This window comes from Streptomyces sp. NPDC042336, from assembly GCF_055581985.1.
Genome location: NZ_JBVJEA010000015.1, coordinates 114,620 through 128,488 on the forward strand (window position 1 = coordinate 114,620; position 13,869 = coordinate 128,488).

Genomic DNA, 13,869 nt, shown 5'->3' on the forward strand with positions numbered 1-13,869 from the left:
TTCGCCGTCCTCAAGAGGAACGCCGCGCGGTGGTGCCGCGGTTCCGCCTGCGCAGCCCGGCGCGCGCCCGGTCCCGCAGCCGGGTCAGCCGCGGCATGCGCTCGCGCTGCTCGCGCGTGTGGCGGTCCAGCTCCTCCAGGAGGCGGCGGGAGCGGTGCTCGGTGTCCATCTCGTCGATGATCCGGTTCACCTCGGCCAGCACCGCGCCCCGCAGCTGCCACTGCCGGGAGTCGCGCCGGACCTCGTCGAGCAGCAGGTCGGCCAGCCTGTCCCGGGTGCTCGCGGCCTGTCGCAGCTCGGTGGACAGACGCTCCTCCGCGGACTCGGCGTTCTCGCTCACGCTGCTGGTGACCAGCACCGAGAAGCTCACCACGGCATCGGCGATCTCGGACAGCAACTGCTGGATCGCCGCCCCCGTCTCCGGCGCGAAGAGGGGTTCCGGCTCGCGCTCCTTGGCCAGGTCGGTGAAGCTGCGCGCGAGGACCCGCATCACCACCGTGCAGATCTCCAGGGTGTCGAGGCCGGTGCGGAGCACGACCCGGTGCAGCAGTCCCTCGCGCACCCGGGGGTTGAACCGCAGACTGTCCTCGGCCTGGCGCAGGTCCTCGTCCACCTCACCGATGTCGTGGTCGAGCCGGCGGGCCTCGTGCAGCCGGGCCGCCGCTTCGTGGAACGGCGTGCTGCCGGCCGCCTCCTCGCCCATCCGCAGCAGCAGTTGGCGCACCTGCCGGGCCAGTCCCACGACCGACTCGCCGGCCTGCTCCACCCAGACCGGAGGGGCGAGGATCAGGTTGAAGACCAGACCGACGATCGCCCCGATCAGGGTCTCCACCACCCGGGCCCACGCCAGGCTCCCGTGCGAGGTGACGCCGAGCACCAGCATGGCGCTGATCGCCACCTCGGCGGTGAACTCCTCGGCGCGCACCAGGTGCCCGACGCCCAGCGCCGCCACGATGATCAGACCCAGGCTCCACCAGCTGAGCCCGACCAACTGGCTGAAGGCGATGGCGACCAGGACACCGGCGACCACCGCGTTCACCCGGCGGAAGCTCATCTTCAGCGTGGCGTACAGGGTGACCTGGACGACCAGCAGCGCGGTCAGGGGCGCGGTCAGCGGCGCCGCCGACTTGTCGGGGCTCAGCCGTACCGCGATGACATAGGCGATCGATGCCGCGGCGGCGGAGCGCAGGGCCTGCACGACCATGGGGTCCCTCAGCCACTTCACCCGCCGCAGAGCCGTCCTCGCGGCCTCAAGCACATCCCGCATCCTCGGGCTGTTCCCTTCCGCAGGCGCCTCGAACGTGTCCGATCAGGACGGTAGCCGGACGCGGGCGGCCGGACCCCCTCTCACGCGCCGGGCGCCGCCGGACGGGTCAGCCGGTCACCTTGGCGACGAACGCGGACAGATTCCCCAGCGTGCGGGCGACCTGTTCGTCCAGGTTGAGGCTCTCCTCGAAGCGGGCGCCGCTCTGCGACACCTTCTTGCCCCGCAGATACAGGGAACAGGCGAGGTCGGTGCACATGTACAGGCCGACCGAGTTGCCCTCGCGGCCGGCCGCTCCGGCCTTGCGTGCCGTCATCAGCGAGACACCGCCCCGGGGATGGGTGGTCAGGCAGAGCGCGCACATGCTGCGCTGGAAGAAGCCGCTCCTGGCCGGCTGGAAGCGCAGCGCCACACCGGTGAGCCGCCCGTCGAGGTCCGCGACCAGATAGCTGCGGTCGGGCGCCCCGGGATCCCGCCAGCCGAGGAAGTCGAGATCGTCCCAGGGGCGCTCGTCCAGGTCGCGGGGGACGGCCAGGCGCTTGGCCTCGCCCTTCGAGCAGTTGATGAAGGAGCCGCGGACGTCCTGCTCGTCGAGTGCTCTCACGGGAGCCTCCCCTTGGTCGAATGGCAACCTAGGATCTCTAGGTTTTCACCTAGCGTAGATAGTCTACGGGGAGAGTCGCCACCGTATTTCCGGGAGGCGGGTTCATAGCATGAATTAAGTGCCAAGGGAAGTCGCGTACGGTCGTACGGCAGAGGTATCTTGCAGACCGGGCACGGTACGGGAGGAACCACATGGCGGGGCGGAACGGGCGCACGGTGCGTGACCTGAGGAGGGCCAACCGTACGGCCGTGCTGCAACGGCTCTACTTCGACGGACCGCTCAGCCGCTTCGAGCTGGGCCCGGCGACCGGACTCAGCTCCGGTTCCGTCAGCAACGTGGTCGCCGACCTGGTCGCCGACGGACTGGTGGAGGAGGCCGGCAGCGTCGACTCCGACGGCGGCCGCCCCCGCACCCTGCTGCGCGTGGCCCCCGCCAGCGGCCACATGATCGGCGTGGACGTCGGCGAGACCCGGGTGCGGGTCGAGCTGTTCGACCTGACGCTCACCGAACTCGCCCGCGCCGAACGCCCGCTGGCCCCGCAGCGCTACGACGTCGGCGTCATCGTCGGCCACATCCGCGAGGGCGTCGCCGAGGTGCTGGCCGCGGCCGGACTCCCGCCCGAGCGGCTGCTGGGCGCCGGGATCGGCGTCCCCGGCATCGTGGAGCACACCGCCGACCGCGGCGCCGTCGTGCACGGCCAGACCATTGGCTGGGACGCCGTCCCGCTGGAGGCCCTGCTGCGCGCCGGCTCCCCGCTGCCCGACACCGTCCCGTACCTCATCGACAACGGCGCCAAGACCCTGGGCCAGGCCGAGATGTGGTTCGGCGCCGGGCGCGGCGCCCGCAACGCGGTCGTGGTCCTCTTCGGCTCCGGTGTCGGTGCCAGCCTCGTCACCCCCGAGGTCGAGCAGGGCCGGGCGGTCGAATGGGGGCACCTGACGGTCCGGGTCAGGGGCCGCCGCTGCCGCTGCGGAGCGCTCGGCTGCCTGGAGGCGTACGCGGGCGCCGAGTCGCTGCTGGCCCGCTGGCGGGAGGAGGACGGCCGGGTGCCGGAGGGCACCGACGAGGAGACCGCCCTCACCGCGATGCTCGCCGCCGCCTACCCGGCCGACGGCGAGGCGCCCGACCCGGTCGCACTCGCCGTGCTGGAGGAGACCGCCGAGTACCTGGGCGCCGGCCTGTCCGACCTGATCAACCTCTTCCAGCCGGAGCGCATCCTCATCGGCGGCTGGGCCGGTCTGCAGCTCGGCACCCGCTTCCTGCCCGCCGTTCGCCGCCACGCCGTGTCCTACGCGCTGCGCCACCCCGCCCGGAAGGTGACCGTCGACCTGGGGCGCCTCGGCCCGGACGCCGTCACCGTCGGCGCCGCGATCCTGCCGCTGGCCGACTTCTTCGCACGCGGCGGCAGGCGCCCCGAACCGGCCCCCGAATACCCGGTCCCCGCCTGGCGCACGGCGCTCGAGGAGCGGGCACCGCACTGAGGTTTCGCCGGTCACCGCGGAGGTACCCGACGTCGCTCCGAGGACCGTCGGACGATCCCGTACGGCCGTCGGGCGACCGGAGCACCAGGAGAACCGCGGGAAAAGGAGCGCGCCGTGTCCGACCACCGCCACGAAGGACCGGGGGAGAGCGGTGCCCCCGTCCCTCGCGACATGCCGGACCAGCAGGCCGGCGACCACGACGACCCGTGGGAGGCCGCCTCGCCCACCCGCGAGCAGCGCGAGCACCGGCAGGGCCTGGACGACGAACGGCCCGAGGACGACGGGGAGACCTCCGGCGACGCGGAGACCCGGCCCGCGCCCGACGTGCCCGACACCGACGAGGCGGGCACGGGCCGCACGGGCGAGCCGCACTCGGGCGCCGTGCACCCCGAGCATCCGGTGCCCGACGAGTCCTCCGGCTGAGCGCACCGCACGCGCCTGCGCGGGCATCGGGGAGCGCCGACCCAACGCGCCGCCCCCCGGAGGGCTGATCAGCCCACCTTGCGCCCGCGCATCGGCTCCGTGTCCGCCCCCGCGCCCTGCCGCAGGCCCCGCAGGAACTCCTCCAGCACCTGCGTGGCCGTGCGTGTCGCGTGCCAGCCCAGCTCCACCCGGGCTCGTGTGCAGTCCATGAGCGGCAGCCGCAGCACTGCGTCGAACAGGTGCGGTGAGGCCGGCAGCAGCCGCATCCCCCACGCGGCGGCGACCGCCGAGCGGGCCGCGGTGCGGGGCAGCCGGACCGGGCGCACCCCGATCAGCTCGCCCAGCAGCTCGGCGTCCACCGGCGGCTCGGCCGCGAGGTTGAACGCGCCCCGGGCGTCCGAGGACCGCACCGCCAGCCGGTAGGCCCGGGCCGCGTCGTCCGTGTGCAGGGCCTGCACCCGCAGACCGGGGACGTCCGGCAGGAACGGGAGCAGCTCCGGACGAGCCGCCGGACCCGGCAGGAACCGGCCGCCGAAGATCCGGCGCTGCTCACTGGCCGACTCCCGCTTGAAGAGGAAGGCCGGCCGCATCCGCACCACCCGGATGCCCGGGTGGTCGCGTTCGAAGGTGTCCAGCGTCCGCTCCAGATAGGCCTTCTCCCGGCAGTACGCGGCGTCCGGCCAGCCGTGCGTCGGCCACGACTCGTCCACCGTGTGGCTCTTGGGCCCCGGCGAGTACGCGCCGACCGACGAGGCGTGCACCAGCGCCGGGACCCCGGCCGCGGCCACCGCCTCGAAGACCCGGAGGGAGCCGAGTACGTTCGTGCGCCAGGTCGTCGCCGGGTCGTGCGTCGGCTGGAAGGCCCAGGCCAGATGGACGACGGCGTCGGCGCCGGCGAAGTGGCCGGTCAGATCGGTCTGCTCGGAGGCCAGGTCGACCGCCGCCCACTCCGTCTTCGCGGGCGACCAGCCGGGGATCCGCCGGGCCAGCCCCAGCACGGACCCCACCTCCGGATCCTCGGAGAGAAGCCGCACCACGCTGGTGCCCACGTTGCCCGTGGCACCCGTGACCACGATCCTGCTGCCCGTCGCGCTGCTCACCCTGTGCTCCTCTCGGCCGTACGCCCGTGCGGAGAGCACCGGGTACCCGCGGCCCGGGAAGGGCACGCGCGGAGCGGGCAGGGAGTGGGTGGACATGGGGAAGCCCCGACCGCGACGGGGGAATCACGGCCGGGGCGGCTTGGGGCGGATACGGATGGCGGTCGCCTCTCGGCGAAAGGCTCCACAGGGCTTCAGCCGAACGATCGTCCCTGTGGGCAATAGGTGAGGCCCGGGGACACTGTCCCATCCGTACCCACGGTCTGTTCAACGGTGGACGACCGGCCGGTGTTCCACCGTCTGTCGCGGTTTGGGGTGATGTGCGTCACTGCTCGGCGGGCTCCTGGGACTCGGGCACGACCTCGGTCCACAGGTTCTCCGCCTGGAGGAGCAGGGCGCCGAGCACCGCGGTCCGCGCGGCGCCGTGTCCGGCTTGCTCCCGCAGGCCCTCCTGCAACCGTTGGTGCAGTTCCTCCATCGTCTCCCCGGTGGCCTCCTCCGGATCGGCCCCGGCCCGCTCGCCCAACAGCCGAGCCCCCTCGGCGTGGCAGGCGTCGCCGATCAGCCGCAGCAGGCGCGCGTACAGTTCGAGCACCGGCCCCTCGGGCGGCGCGGGCGTACGGTCCTCGTCGGCCGCCACGGCCAGGGCCCGGGTCAGCGCGGTGAGGTTCCCGGTGACCCGGCTCCACCGCCGGTCCTCGTCCTCCGACGGCACATCCTTGGGCCGGCGGGTCAGCCGGCGCAGCGGGCCCGAGGTCAGGCGCAGGCTCTCCCGGCTCCACGACCGGGCCGAGTGCAGCGCCTCCAGCCGCCGCTCCAGCCACGCGGCCTGCCGGGACCAGTCGGCCGCGCTCGCGTCCCACTGGGTCTCCCGCAGATCGGCGGCGACGGAGTGCAGGAGGTCACCCGACTCCCGGGCCAGCGCCGCGAGGTTCTCCCGTACGTCCCGGAGGTGGACCGGGGGCAGCACCAGCGCGTTGACCGCCACGCCGATGACCGCCCCGAGCGCCGCCTGTCCCACCCGGTGACCGACCGCGGCTGCCGACACCGTGGTGCCGGAGGCCAGGACGAACACCGCCGTGGTGGCCGTGTAGATGCCCTGCGGGCCGAAACGGGACCAGTTCGCGGCCAGCATCAGCACCGGCAGGGACAGCACCAGCGCTCCCGTGTTGTCGTCCGTGATCGCCTGCGCCGCCGACGCCACCAGCGCGCCGACGCAGATCGCCGCGAACTGCTGCCCGGCCTGCCGCACCGAGCTGTAGACGGTGGCCTGCACGAGGACGAGCGCCACCCAGGGCGCCATCAGGGCCATCGGATCGTCCAGCCACACCCCCGCCACGGCCCAGGCGAGCAGTGCCGCGCCCGCGGCCTTCAGCGACTGCACCACCAGGTCGCGTTCGCGCCCCGGCCCCTGCCAGGCGGCTCGGGCGGCCCGTCCGACGGCACACGCCTCCCACCACACCGCGGCCAGGGGCCGCCGGCCCCGGAGTGCCTCCCGGAGGGTGTGTGTCACAGCGCTCATGCGGTACCGGGTGCCGGCGTGACCGGCGGACTCGTATCGACGGGGGGTGTGCGGGGTGTGAGGTACGAGGGCCCGTGACTCATGCCAGCGGGCTCCCGCCGAGGGAGGCCAGCAGGCCGGCCGGGTCGGCGTAGACCGCCTCCGCGCCCGCCTCCTCCAGGTCGGCGCGGGGCAGACCGCCGCACAGCACGCCCACGCAGCGCACCCCGGCCCTGCTGCCCGCGCGCATGTCCCACACGGTGTCGCCGACGAAGACGGCCCGCTCGGGCGGCACCCCGGCCAGTTCCAGGGCGTGCTCGACCGGCTCCGGCGCCGGTTTGCCCGCGTCCACGTCGTCGGCGCTCGCGGTGGCGGCGATCGCGTCGTCCGCGTCGATGGCCCGCCGCAGCGCACCCAGCTCCGCCCCGCCCGCCGAGGTGGCGAGGACCACCGTCCAGCCGTCGCCGGCGAGGCGGCGCAGCAGGTCCCCGGCGCCCGGCAGCGGGGGCAGCCGGTCGAAGTACTGTCCGTACAGAGCCTTGTGGGCCGCGCTCAGCCCGGCGTCCTGGTCCGCGTCCCGGTCCTCGCCCAGCAGGTGTGCGATCAGGTCGGTGGAGGCGAGCCCCACCGCCCGGTGGACGGCGTGCATCGGCACCCGGTGCCCCGCCTGCCGGAACGCCTCCCACCAGGTCGTCACGTGCAGGTGATTGGTGTCGACGAGGGTTCCGTCGACGTCGAACACGGCCGCCCGTTCCATGCGACTGTCCCCTTCCTGGTCCCTTCCGGCCCGTTGATCGGCGGGCGGGTACCACGTCAGCGGCCTGCCACTCCGGACGGTGTACGGCCCTCACGCGTCCAGGCCAGCAGCTCGTCCAGGGACCAGGTGGTGACCACACGCTCCGGGGGCACCCCGCACTCCTCGGCCCGCGCGCACCCGTGGATCTGCCAGTCCAGCTGACCGGGCGCGTGCGCGTCGGTGTCGACGGAGAACAGCACGCCGGCCGCCACCGCCCGGCGCAGCAGCCGCCGCGGCGGGTCGAGCCGCTCCGGGCGGCTGTTGATCTCCACGGCCGTGCCCGACTCGGCGCAGGCGGCGAAGACCTCGTCCGCGTCGAACTCCGACTCCGGCCGCCCCCGCCCGGTCAGCAGCCGCCCGGTGCAGTGGCCGAGCACGTCCGCGTGCGGATCGCGGACGGCGGTCACCATCCGGCGGGTCATCGAGCGGGCGTCCATCCGCAGCTTGGAGTGCACGGAGACGACCACCACGTCGAGCCGCTCCAGCAGCTCCGGCTCCTGGTCGAGCGAGCCGTCGTCGAGGATGTCGCACTCAATGCCGGTCAGCAGCCGGAAGGGAGCCCAGGTCGCGTTGAGCTCCGCCACCACGTCCAACTGCTCGCGCAGCCGGGCGGGGGAGAGGCCGCGGGCCACCGTCAGCCGCGGGGAGTGGTCGGTCAGCGCCGCCCACTCGTGGCCGAGCGCCGCCGCGGTCCGGCCCATCTCCTCGATCGGGCTGCCGCCGTCGGACCAGTCCGAGTGCAGATGGCAGTCGCCGCGCAACTGCTCCCGCAGCCGTTCACCGCCCCGGGCGAGCGGGGTGTCCGCCTCGCTCTCCAGCTTGGCGAGATAGCCGGGCACCTGTCCGTCCAGCGCCTCGCGCGCCACCTGCGCCGTCTTGGGCCCGACCCCCTTGAGCGACTCCAGTGATCCCGCCCGCTCGCGCAGCTCGGCCGCCGACAGCCCGCCGAGCACCCCCGCCGCGGTGCGGAAGGCACGGACACGGTAGGTCGGCGCCTGGGCCCGCTCCAGGAGGAACGCGATCCGCTCCAGCGCCTCGACGGGGTCCATCGCCACCTCCTCGTGCGACCTCGGCCGGTCCCCACCGGCCTCCACCGGCATGTCCAGGGTTCCCCAGAGCACCGGGACCCGCACCACGAGCCGGGCGGCCGCGCCCGTGCCTGCCACGCGGCGGGGTCCTCGCTCCCACGGGTTGCGGCCTACCCTCTAGACATGACCGAGATCGACAGCCCGCACATCGGCAGTCCGCGGATCCTCGTGCTCGGGGTGCAGCCGGGGCCGCCCCCGTTCCGGATCGTGGAGATCGACGGCCAGGTGGTCGGTGAGGCCAAGGCCGTCACCGACGTCCTGGAGGCCGCCGCCGCGTTCGGCATCACGGTCCACGACCTGGACGACCCGGACGTGGTCCGCTGGGTGGGCGGGGACAAGTTCACCTGGATGCCGCACTAGGCGGAGCCACGGCGCCGGCCCCGGCCCCGTGCCTCAGCCGACCGTCCACTTCTGGTTGGCGCCGCCCGTGCAGGTCCAGATCTGCAGCCGGGTGCCGTTGGCCGAGTTGTTGCCGGTGACGTCGAGGCACTTGTCGGCCTGGGGATTGACGATGTCGCGCGCGGCGGTGACGACCCAGCGCTGGGCGGCGCTGCCGTTGCAGTCCCACAGCTGGACGACGGTGCCGTCCGCCGTGCCGCCGGCGCTGACGTCCAGGCACTTGCCGAGCGCCCGGACCGTGCCGTCGGAACCCACCGTCCACTGCTGGGCCGCGGTGCCGTTGCAGTCGTAGAGCTGCACCGGCGTGCCGTTGGCGGTGTTCGCCGCGGCGACGTCCACGCACTTGCCGGCCAGTCCCCGGATCGCGCCGCCGGCCGGTGAGTCGCCCGTCGTCACCGAGACGTGGTCGACGACGAGCGTCTGCGGGAAGACCGTGGACCCGTCCGGGTCGCCCGGCCAGTAGCCGCCGACCGCCAGGTTCAGGATCAGGAAGTACGGCCTGTTGAACACCCACTGCCTCCCGCCCAGGTCGGCCGGGGTGCGCCGCTGGTAGACGGTGCCGTCCACCGACCAGGTGATCGAGTCGGGCGCCCAGTCGACGGCGAAGGTGTGGAAGGCGTCCGCGAAGGCCTGGCCGCCCGGCAGGGTGTAGCCGGCGCCGATGCCGCCCGAGCCGGAGTAGCCGGGGCCGTGGAGGGTGCCGTGCACGGTGGAGGGCTCGAAGCCGACGTTCTCCATGATGTCGATCTCGCCGGAGTCCGGCCAGTTCACCGGGGTGCCCAGCATCCAGAAGGCCGGCCACATGCCCTGCCCGCGCGCCACCTTCATCCGCGCCTCGACGTGCCCGTACTGCGCCGTGAACTTCCCGGAGGTGTTGAGCCGGGCCGAGGTGTACTGGCAGGTGCCGTACCAGCACTGGTAGTTGGCCGGATTCTCCTTGCGGGCGGTGATCACCAGGTGGCCCTGGCCGTCCAGGGCCGCGTTCCGGTTGCCGGAGGTGTAGTACTGCCGTTCGTGGTTGTTGACGTTGTCGCCGGTCTCGATCTGCCACTTCGAGGAGTCGACGGCCGCGCCGGCCGGGCCGTCGAAGGTGTCGGAGAAGGCGACGGCGGCGGCCGCGGAGGAGGAGTCGCCGACGCTCCCGGCGGCCCGGGACGGTTCCGGGGCCGCCTGGGCGGGGCCGGTCACGAGGGAGGCGGCCAGTCCGGCGGACAGGGCGGCGGCGAGGAGACATCTGCGGAGCAGGCGTGGGCGGGCCACGGCTCTCCCTTCCGTACGGCGCCTCGCACGGAGGCGCCGACCGAGGTGGGGGTTGGAGGTGTCGCCTCTTTATTCGAGTAGTGAGATAAGGGCGGGTCAATACCTTGGTACGGACCGGACGGCCCGCTCTCAGGTACGTCCCCCGCGCGCGTGCACCGTGCGGCTCATCCGCCGGCCGAGGAGCAGGTAACCGATCAGCGCCCCACCGGTGTTGAGGATGACGTCGTCGACGTCGAAGGCCCGCCCGGTGACCAGGACGCCCTGGGCGGACTCCACCAGCAGCATCACCACGGCCGTCAGCAGCAGCACCCGCAGCACACCGCGGGTGCGGGGGGCGACGACCGGGACCAGGACACCGAACGGCACGCCGAGCAGGATGTTCCCGCCGATCTGCTTGACCGCGTCGCGCAGGGCGGGCTGGTCCAGATAGGCCTCCAGCGAGCGGCCGGGGTGCAGGTTGGTGTGCGTCAGGGCCTCGGACGCGGGGGAGGGCTGCAGGGTCAGCCGCGCCAGCACCACCGCGAAGGCCACCATGAAGACGAACGCGCACGCCGTCGCCAGCAGCCGCAACGGCAGGGCGAGCGTGTGCCGTTCGCGACGGTCGTCCTCCCGGGGCTTGGCGGGGCGGGGGCGCGGCCAGGAACGGGGCCTCGAGACGGCACGAGTCATGTCGGTCCTCCAGTCGTCAACGTCCCCGCGTGGTAGGGCGCTTACCCGCCGATCCGCCGAGGATGCCCGCCGTACCGCGTGCCCCGCCCACCGGCGCCCGGTTTTCCGCGGCGGGCGGTGACCGGCCGGTGAACGGCTGGACCCTCGTCGCCGCAGTCGTACTCGCCGGCGGCATCGGCGCCACGGTGCGGGGCGTGGTGACCTGCGGGCCGCGCCGCCACCCGGAACCTGTGCGCCGGCACCGGCGGCACGTCAACGGGCCCGAGACCCGGCAGCGGCTCGGCCGCGTACCGGACACCATGACTGCGGGCCCCGCGCTGCCGCTGGCCGGGGCCCTCGCGGCCGGTGCGGTTCCGGCCTTCGGCAACGCGGTGGCGCATGCCGTGAGCGAGGCCGGCTCCGCCGGGCCGGTCCACACCTCCGTGCGCTGGACGCCCTGGGTGTCGGCCTGGGACTCCCGTCGACCGTGCCGGCCGTGGCACTGGCGGCCGGCGCCGTCGGGCGGCCGGGGCTGCTCGCCGCGCCGGGCCGGGTGCCGCCCCCGGGGCGGCCGCAGTCCGGGCACATCGGCGACTACGTGGCCTGGCTGCTGGTGGGCACCACCGCGCTCGGCGCGCCGGCGCCGCCCGGAATCCTCTCCGGGGGAGCGCGACGGTGCCCACGGCGGACCTCAGGTACCGTACGTCACCCGCACCTCCTCGAAGCCGAGGGAGGTCAGCAGCCCCCGGAGCATGGCGGTGGTGTTGCTCTCCGCCCGCGCCTTCAGCTCGCTGTCCTTCGCCGCGTCGCCGATGTGCCGGGCCGCGAGCTTCTGCACGGCCTGCTCGCCGTTGGGGTTGTCCGAGAACAGGTCGCCGAGCCGGTCGAGCAGCCCGCGCTGCTTGGAGACCGCGTAGGAACGGTCGGGGTCGAGCGCCGGCTCGCCCAGCGCCGCGTGCGGCAGCCGCAGCGTGGCCGAGGTCCGCTCGCCGTTGACCGTCACGTCGTCCTCGCCCACCTTCCCGAGGTCGACGAAGGCGTCGACGGTGCCGGCCCCGACGTACAGGGTGCGGGTGCCGCGGATCGCGTCGGGCAGTAACTTGGCGTCCTTCTCCAGGTCCACGACGACCTGGAAGTTGCCCGACGCGGCGTCGTAACGGCTGATGTCCTGGACGGACTTCAGCAGCGCCGGGCCCGAACGGTCCTGCGTCTCGGAGCCGAACAGGTCCTTCAGCCCCGGCACGACACTCAGGCGCAGTCCCGCGAACAGCACGACGAGCACCAGTACCAGCGCGGTCAGCGCCTTCGCCCAGCCGGGCATGCGGCGCGCGGGCCTCTCGGCGGCAGGCGTGGGCTTCTTGACGGGAGTCGTCATGGCGACGGCCCTCCTTCCTACTCACCCTGATGCCCCCCAACTCCCTTGCCAGGCCCACCGTTTCCCGGCTTCAGCGGACGGTCCGCGGAAGGGCGGGACGTCCACACCGCCTCCCCGCGCGTCAGCCCCGGCAGCCGCAGCTCGGCCTCCCGCACCCGCCGGGCCGGCACCTCCCCGGTGACGGTCCAGGACGGGTCGCCGCCCGTCGTACCGGTGAAGTCCGCGCCCAGCGAGGCCAGCAGGGCCGTCACCGCGGCCAGCGTGTCCGCCGGGACCTCCGCCTCGAAGGCCAGGTACGGCTCGTACAGCACGGTCCCCGCCCGGGCGAGGGCACGGCGCAGCACGATCGGCGTCAGCCCGCGGAAGTCGGCGGCCGTACTGACCGGCGAGCAGAAACCTGAGCGGACCAGCGTCACCCGGTAGTCGGTGACCGCCGAGCCGGTGAGCCCGGTCAGCAGGGTGGCGTGCACGGTCTCCTCGACGGCCTGGTGGAAGGCGCGGGGCAGCGCGCCGAGTTCCGTCTCGTGGGCGAACTCCCCGCCCGAGCCCCGCGCACCCGGCTCGACACGCAGCCCGATCGTCGCCCAGTAGCGGGTGTGGTCGAGCCACGGCATCTCCTCCGCCGCCTCACCGGTACCGGCGGGACGCTCCAGGAACCGGACGCGGCCCGGCGTGAACTCCGCCTCGATGCCGAAGTCCTCGGACAGCGTCGCCGCGAGCACCTCCAGCTGGACCTCGCCGTACAGGAGCAGGGCGGTGGCGCCGGACGCCGCCCGGCGGGCGTGCAGCAGCGGATCCTGGTCGGCCAGCGCCAGCAGGGCGGAGCGCAGCGGCGCCGCCTGCTCCGGGCGCACCGCCCGGACCAGGGTCTGCAGGGTCGGCGGCGCGAACTGCGGCGCGCGGTCGGACAGCTCACCGAGCCGGTCGCCGACGCGCAGGCCCCCGGGAACCGTGAGCGCGGCGATGTTCCCGGCGGTGAGCGTGGCGTCCCCGCCGACCACGTCGAGGCGCGTCACCCGGCCGAAGACCTCGGTGGTCCGTCCGTCGGACTCGCGCCGCAGGAAGGTGAGCCGCCGGCGGGGGCACACCTGACCGTCGTACAGCCTGAGGTACGCCGTGCGCTCACCCGCGGGTCCCGGGCGCACCGCGAAGACCGTGCCGCGCGGTTCCGCGCCGCGGGACGTCCCGGGCGCGGCGGCCGGGACCAGGCCGACCAGGCCCTCGACCAGCTCCGCGACGCCCTGGCCGCCGAGCGCGGAGCCGTGGTACAGCGGGTGGAACGAGCCGTCGGCGGTACGGCAGGCCAGGGCGGCTGCCAGGTCCTCTGCGCTGGGCTCGGGTCCGTCGACCAGGGCCGTCAGGACGTCCGTGTCGACCTCGGCCAGCGCCTCCGCGGTCCGTCCGTCGGGCGGGCGCCGGGTGACCCGGGCGCGTGGGGTACCGGCGTCCGCCACCTCGGTCAGCGGCGCGACGTGCGGGGTCAGCAGGCGCCGGACGTCGTCGAGCAGACCGTCGGTGCGCGCCCCGGCCCGGTCGATCTTGTTGACGAACACGAGCGTGGGCAGCCGCAGCCTCCGCAGGGTGCGCATCAGGACGCGGGTCCGCGCCTGTACGCCCTCGACGGCGGACAGCAGCAGCACCGCGCCGTCGAGCACCTCCAGGGCGCGCTCGACCTCCGCGACGAAGTCGGAGTGTCCCGGGGTGTCGATCAGGTTGACCCGCGTGTCGCCGACGGTGAAGGCGGCGACGGCGGAGCGGATGGTGATGCCGCGGCGGCGCTCGATGCCGCCGTCGTCGGTACGGGTGTCGCCGGCGTCGACGCTGCCGAGCCGGTCGATGGCGCCGTGGTCGAACAGGAGCCGTTCGGTGAGGCTGGTCTTACCTGCGTCGACGTGGGCCAGGATGCCGATGTTCAAAGTGCGCATGCGGGGCG

13 protein-coding genes are annotated in these 13,869 nt (G+C 74.0%); 3 read left to right on the forward strand and 10 right to left on the reverse strand.

What is annotated here, in order from left to right; all coding sequences use genetic code 11:
• Window positions 1-10: 10 nt before the first annotated feature.
• Together ACZ6IM_RS28475 and ACZ6IM_RS28480 are read right to left on the reverse strand one after the other, a co-directional pair.
• Window positions 11-1,267: an FUSC family protein gene (locus ACZ6IM_RS28475; protein WP_469560255.1), complete on the reverse strand. Its 1,257-nt coding sequence runs from the start codon at window positions 1,265-1,267 to the stop codon at window positions 11-13.
• 106 nt (window positions 1,268-1,373) lie between these two features.
• Window positions 1,374-1,868 carry an FBP domain-containing protein gene (locus ACZ6IM_RS28480; protein WP_052842630.1) on the reverse strand — a complete coding sequence of 165 codons (495 nt, stop codon included), beginning with the start codon at window positions 1,866-1,868 and terminating at the stop codon, window positions 1,374-1,376.
• A gap of 191 nt (window positions 1,869-2,059) precedes the next feature.
• Between ACZ6IM_RS28480 and ACZ6IM_RS28485 the strand changes: the two genes are divergently transcribed.
• Window positions 2,060-3,349 (forward strand): ROK family transcriptional regulator, encoded by a 1,290-nt coding sequence (locus tag ACZ6IM_RS28485; protein WP_052842631.1) that lies wholly within the window; start codon window positions 2,060-2,062, stop codon window positions 3,347-3,349.
• A gap of 114 nt (window positions 3,350-3,463) precedes the next feature.
• Window positions 3,464-3,772 (forward strand): hypothetical protein, encoded by a 309-nt coding sequence (locus tag ACZ6IM_RS28490; RefSeq protein ID WP_052842632.1) that lies wholly within the window; start codon window positions 3,464-3,466, stop codon window positions 3,770-3,772.
• Window positions 3,773-3,840: 68 nt separating this feature from the next.
• Here ACZ6IM_RS28490 and ACZ6IM_RS28495 read toward each other — a convergent pair whose 3' ends face one another.
• From ACZ6IM_RS28495 to ACZ6IM_RS28510, 4 genes are all read right to left on the reverse strand, one after another.
• Entirely contained in the window at window positions 3,841-4,872 is a 1,032-nt protein-coding gene (locus ACZ6IM_RS28495) for an SDR family oxidoreductase (RefSeq protein ID WP_469560260.1), read from the reverse strand.
• 322 nt (window positions 4,873-5,194) lie between these two features.
• Window positions 5,195-6,391 carry an FUSC family protein gene (locus ACZ6IM_RS28500; RefSeq protein WP_469560263.1) on the reverse strand — a complete coding sequence of 399 codons (1,197 nt, stop codon included), beginning with the start codon at window positions 6,389-6,391 and terminating at the stop codon, window positions 5,195-5,197.
• 79 nt (window positions 6,392-6,470) lie between these two features.
• Complete coding sequence (locus ACZ6IM_RS28505; protein WP_052842634.1) at window positions 6,471-7,127, reverse strand: HAD family hydrolase; 657 nt, start codon at window positions 7,125-7,127, stop codon at window positions 6,471-6,473.
• Window positions 7,128-7,183: 56 nt separating this feature from the next.
• On the reverse strand, window positions 7,184-8,215 hold the full coding sequence (locus ACZ6IM_RS28510; RefSeq protein WP_052842685.1) for a PHP domain-containing protein: 1,032 nt from the start codon (window positions 8,213-8,215) through the stop codon (window positions 7,184-7,186).
• 162 nt (window positions 8,216-8,377) lie between these two features.
• Here ACZ6IM_RS28510 and ACZ6IM_RS28515 point away from each other — a divergent pair, with 162 nt between their 5' ends.
• Complete coding sequence (locus ACZ6IM_RS28515) at window positions 8,378-8,614, forward strand: hypothetical protein (protein ID WP_052842635.1); 237 nt, start codon at window positions 8,378-8,380, stop codon at window positions 8,612-8,614.
• A 33-nt stretch (window positions 8,615-8,647) separates the two neighbouring features.
• Here the strand turns inward: ACZ6IM_RS28515 and ACZ6IM_RS28520 are convergent, their stop codons facing one another.
• The 4 genes from ACZ6IM_RS28520 to otr(A) all read right to left on the reverse strand — a co-directional run bounded on the left by ACZ6IM_RS28520 (window position 8,648) and on the right by otr(A) (window position 13,861).
• A complete protein-coding gene (locus ACZ6IM_RS28520; protein ID WP_052842636.1) occupies window positions 8,648-9,913 on the reverse strand; it encodes a ricin-type beta-trefoil lectin domain protein in 1,266 nt (421 codons plus the stop codon).
• A gap of 129 nt (window positions 9,914-10,042) precedes the next feature.
• Entirely contained in the window at window positions 10,043-10,582 is a 540-nt protein-coding gene (locus tag ACZ6IM_RS28525; protein WP_469560268.1) for a VanZ family protein, read from the reverse strand.
• Between the two features lie 670 nt (window positions 10,583-11,252).
• Complete coding sequence (locus ACZ6IM_RS28530) at window positions 11,253-11,936, reverse strand: DUF4230 domain-containing protein (protein ID WP_469560271.1); 684 nt, start codon at window positions 11,934-11,936, stop codon at window positions 11,253-11,255.
• A gap of 17 nt (window positions 11,937-11,953) precedes the next feature.
• Window positions 11,954-13,861 (reverse strand): tetracycline resistance ribosomal protection protein Otr(A), encoded by a 1,908-nt coding sequence (otr(A), locus tag ACZ6IM_RS28535; RefSeq protein WP_469560274.1) that lies wholly within the window; start codon window positions 13,859-13,861, stop codon window positions 11,954-11,956.
• Between the last annotated feature and the right edge of the window lie 8 nt (window positions 13,862-13,869).

Excerpts from the sequence above, each read along its gene's own strand:
- ACZ6IM_RS28475 (WP_469560255.1), bottom strand. The coding sequence starts at position 1,267 with ATGCGGGATGTGCTTGAGGCCGCGAGGACGGCTCTGCGGCGGGTGAAG.
- ACZ6IM_RS28485 (WP_052842631.1), top strand. The coding sequence starts at position 2,060 with ATGGCGGGGCGGAACGGGCGCACGGTGCGTGACCTGAGGAGGGCCAAC.
- ACZ6IM_RS28500 (WP_469560263.1), bottom strand. The coding sequence starts at position 6,391 with ATGAGCGCTGTGACACACACCCTCCGGGAGGCACTCCGGGGCCGGCGG.
- ACZ6IM_RS28505 (WP_052842634.1), bottom strand. The coding sequence starts at position 7,127 with ATGGAACGGGCGGCCGTGTTCGACGTCGACGGAACCCTCGTCGACACC.
- ACZ6IM_RS28510 (WP_052842685.1), bottom strand. The coding sequence starts at position 8,215 with ATGGACCCCGTCGAGGCGCTGGAGCGGATCGCGTTCCTCCTGGAGCGG.
- ACZ6IM_RS28515 (WP_052842635.1), top strand. The coding sequence starts at position 8,378 with ATGACCGAGATCGACAGCCCGCACATCGGCAGTCCGCGGATCCTCGTG.
- ACZ6IM_RS28525 (WP_469560268.1), bottom strand. The coding sequence starts at position 10,582 with ATGACTCGTGCCGTCTCGAGGCCCCGTTCCTGGCCGCGCCCCCGCCCC.
- ACZ6IM_RS28530 (WP_469560271.1), bottom strand. The coding sequence starts at position 11,936 with ATGACGACTCCCGTCAAGAAGCCCACGCCTGCCGCCGAGAGGCCCGCG.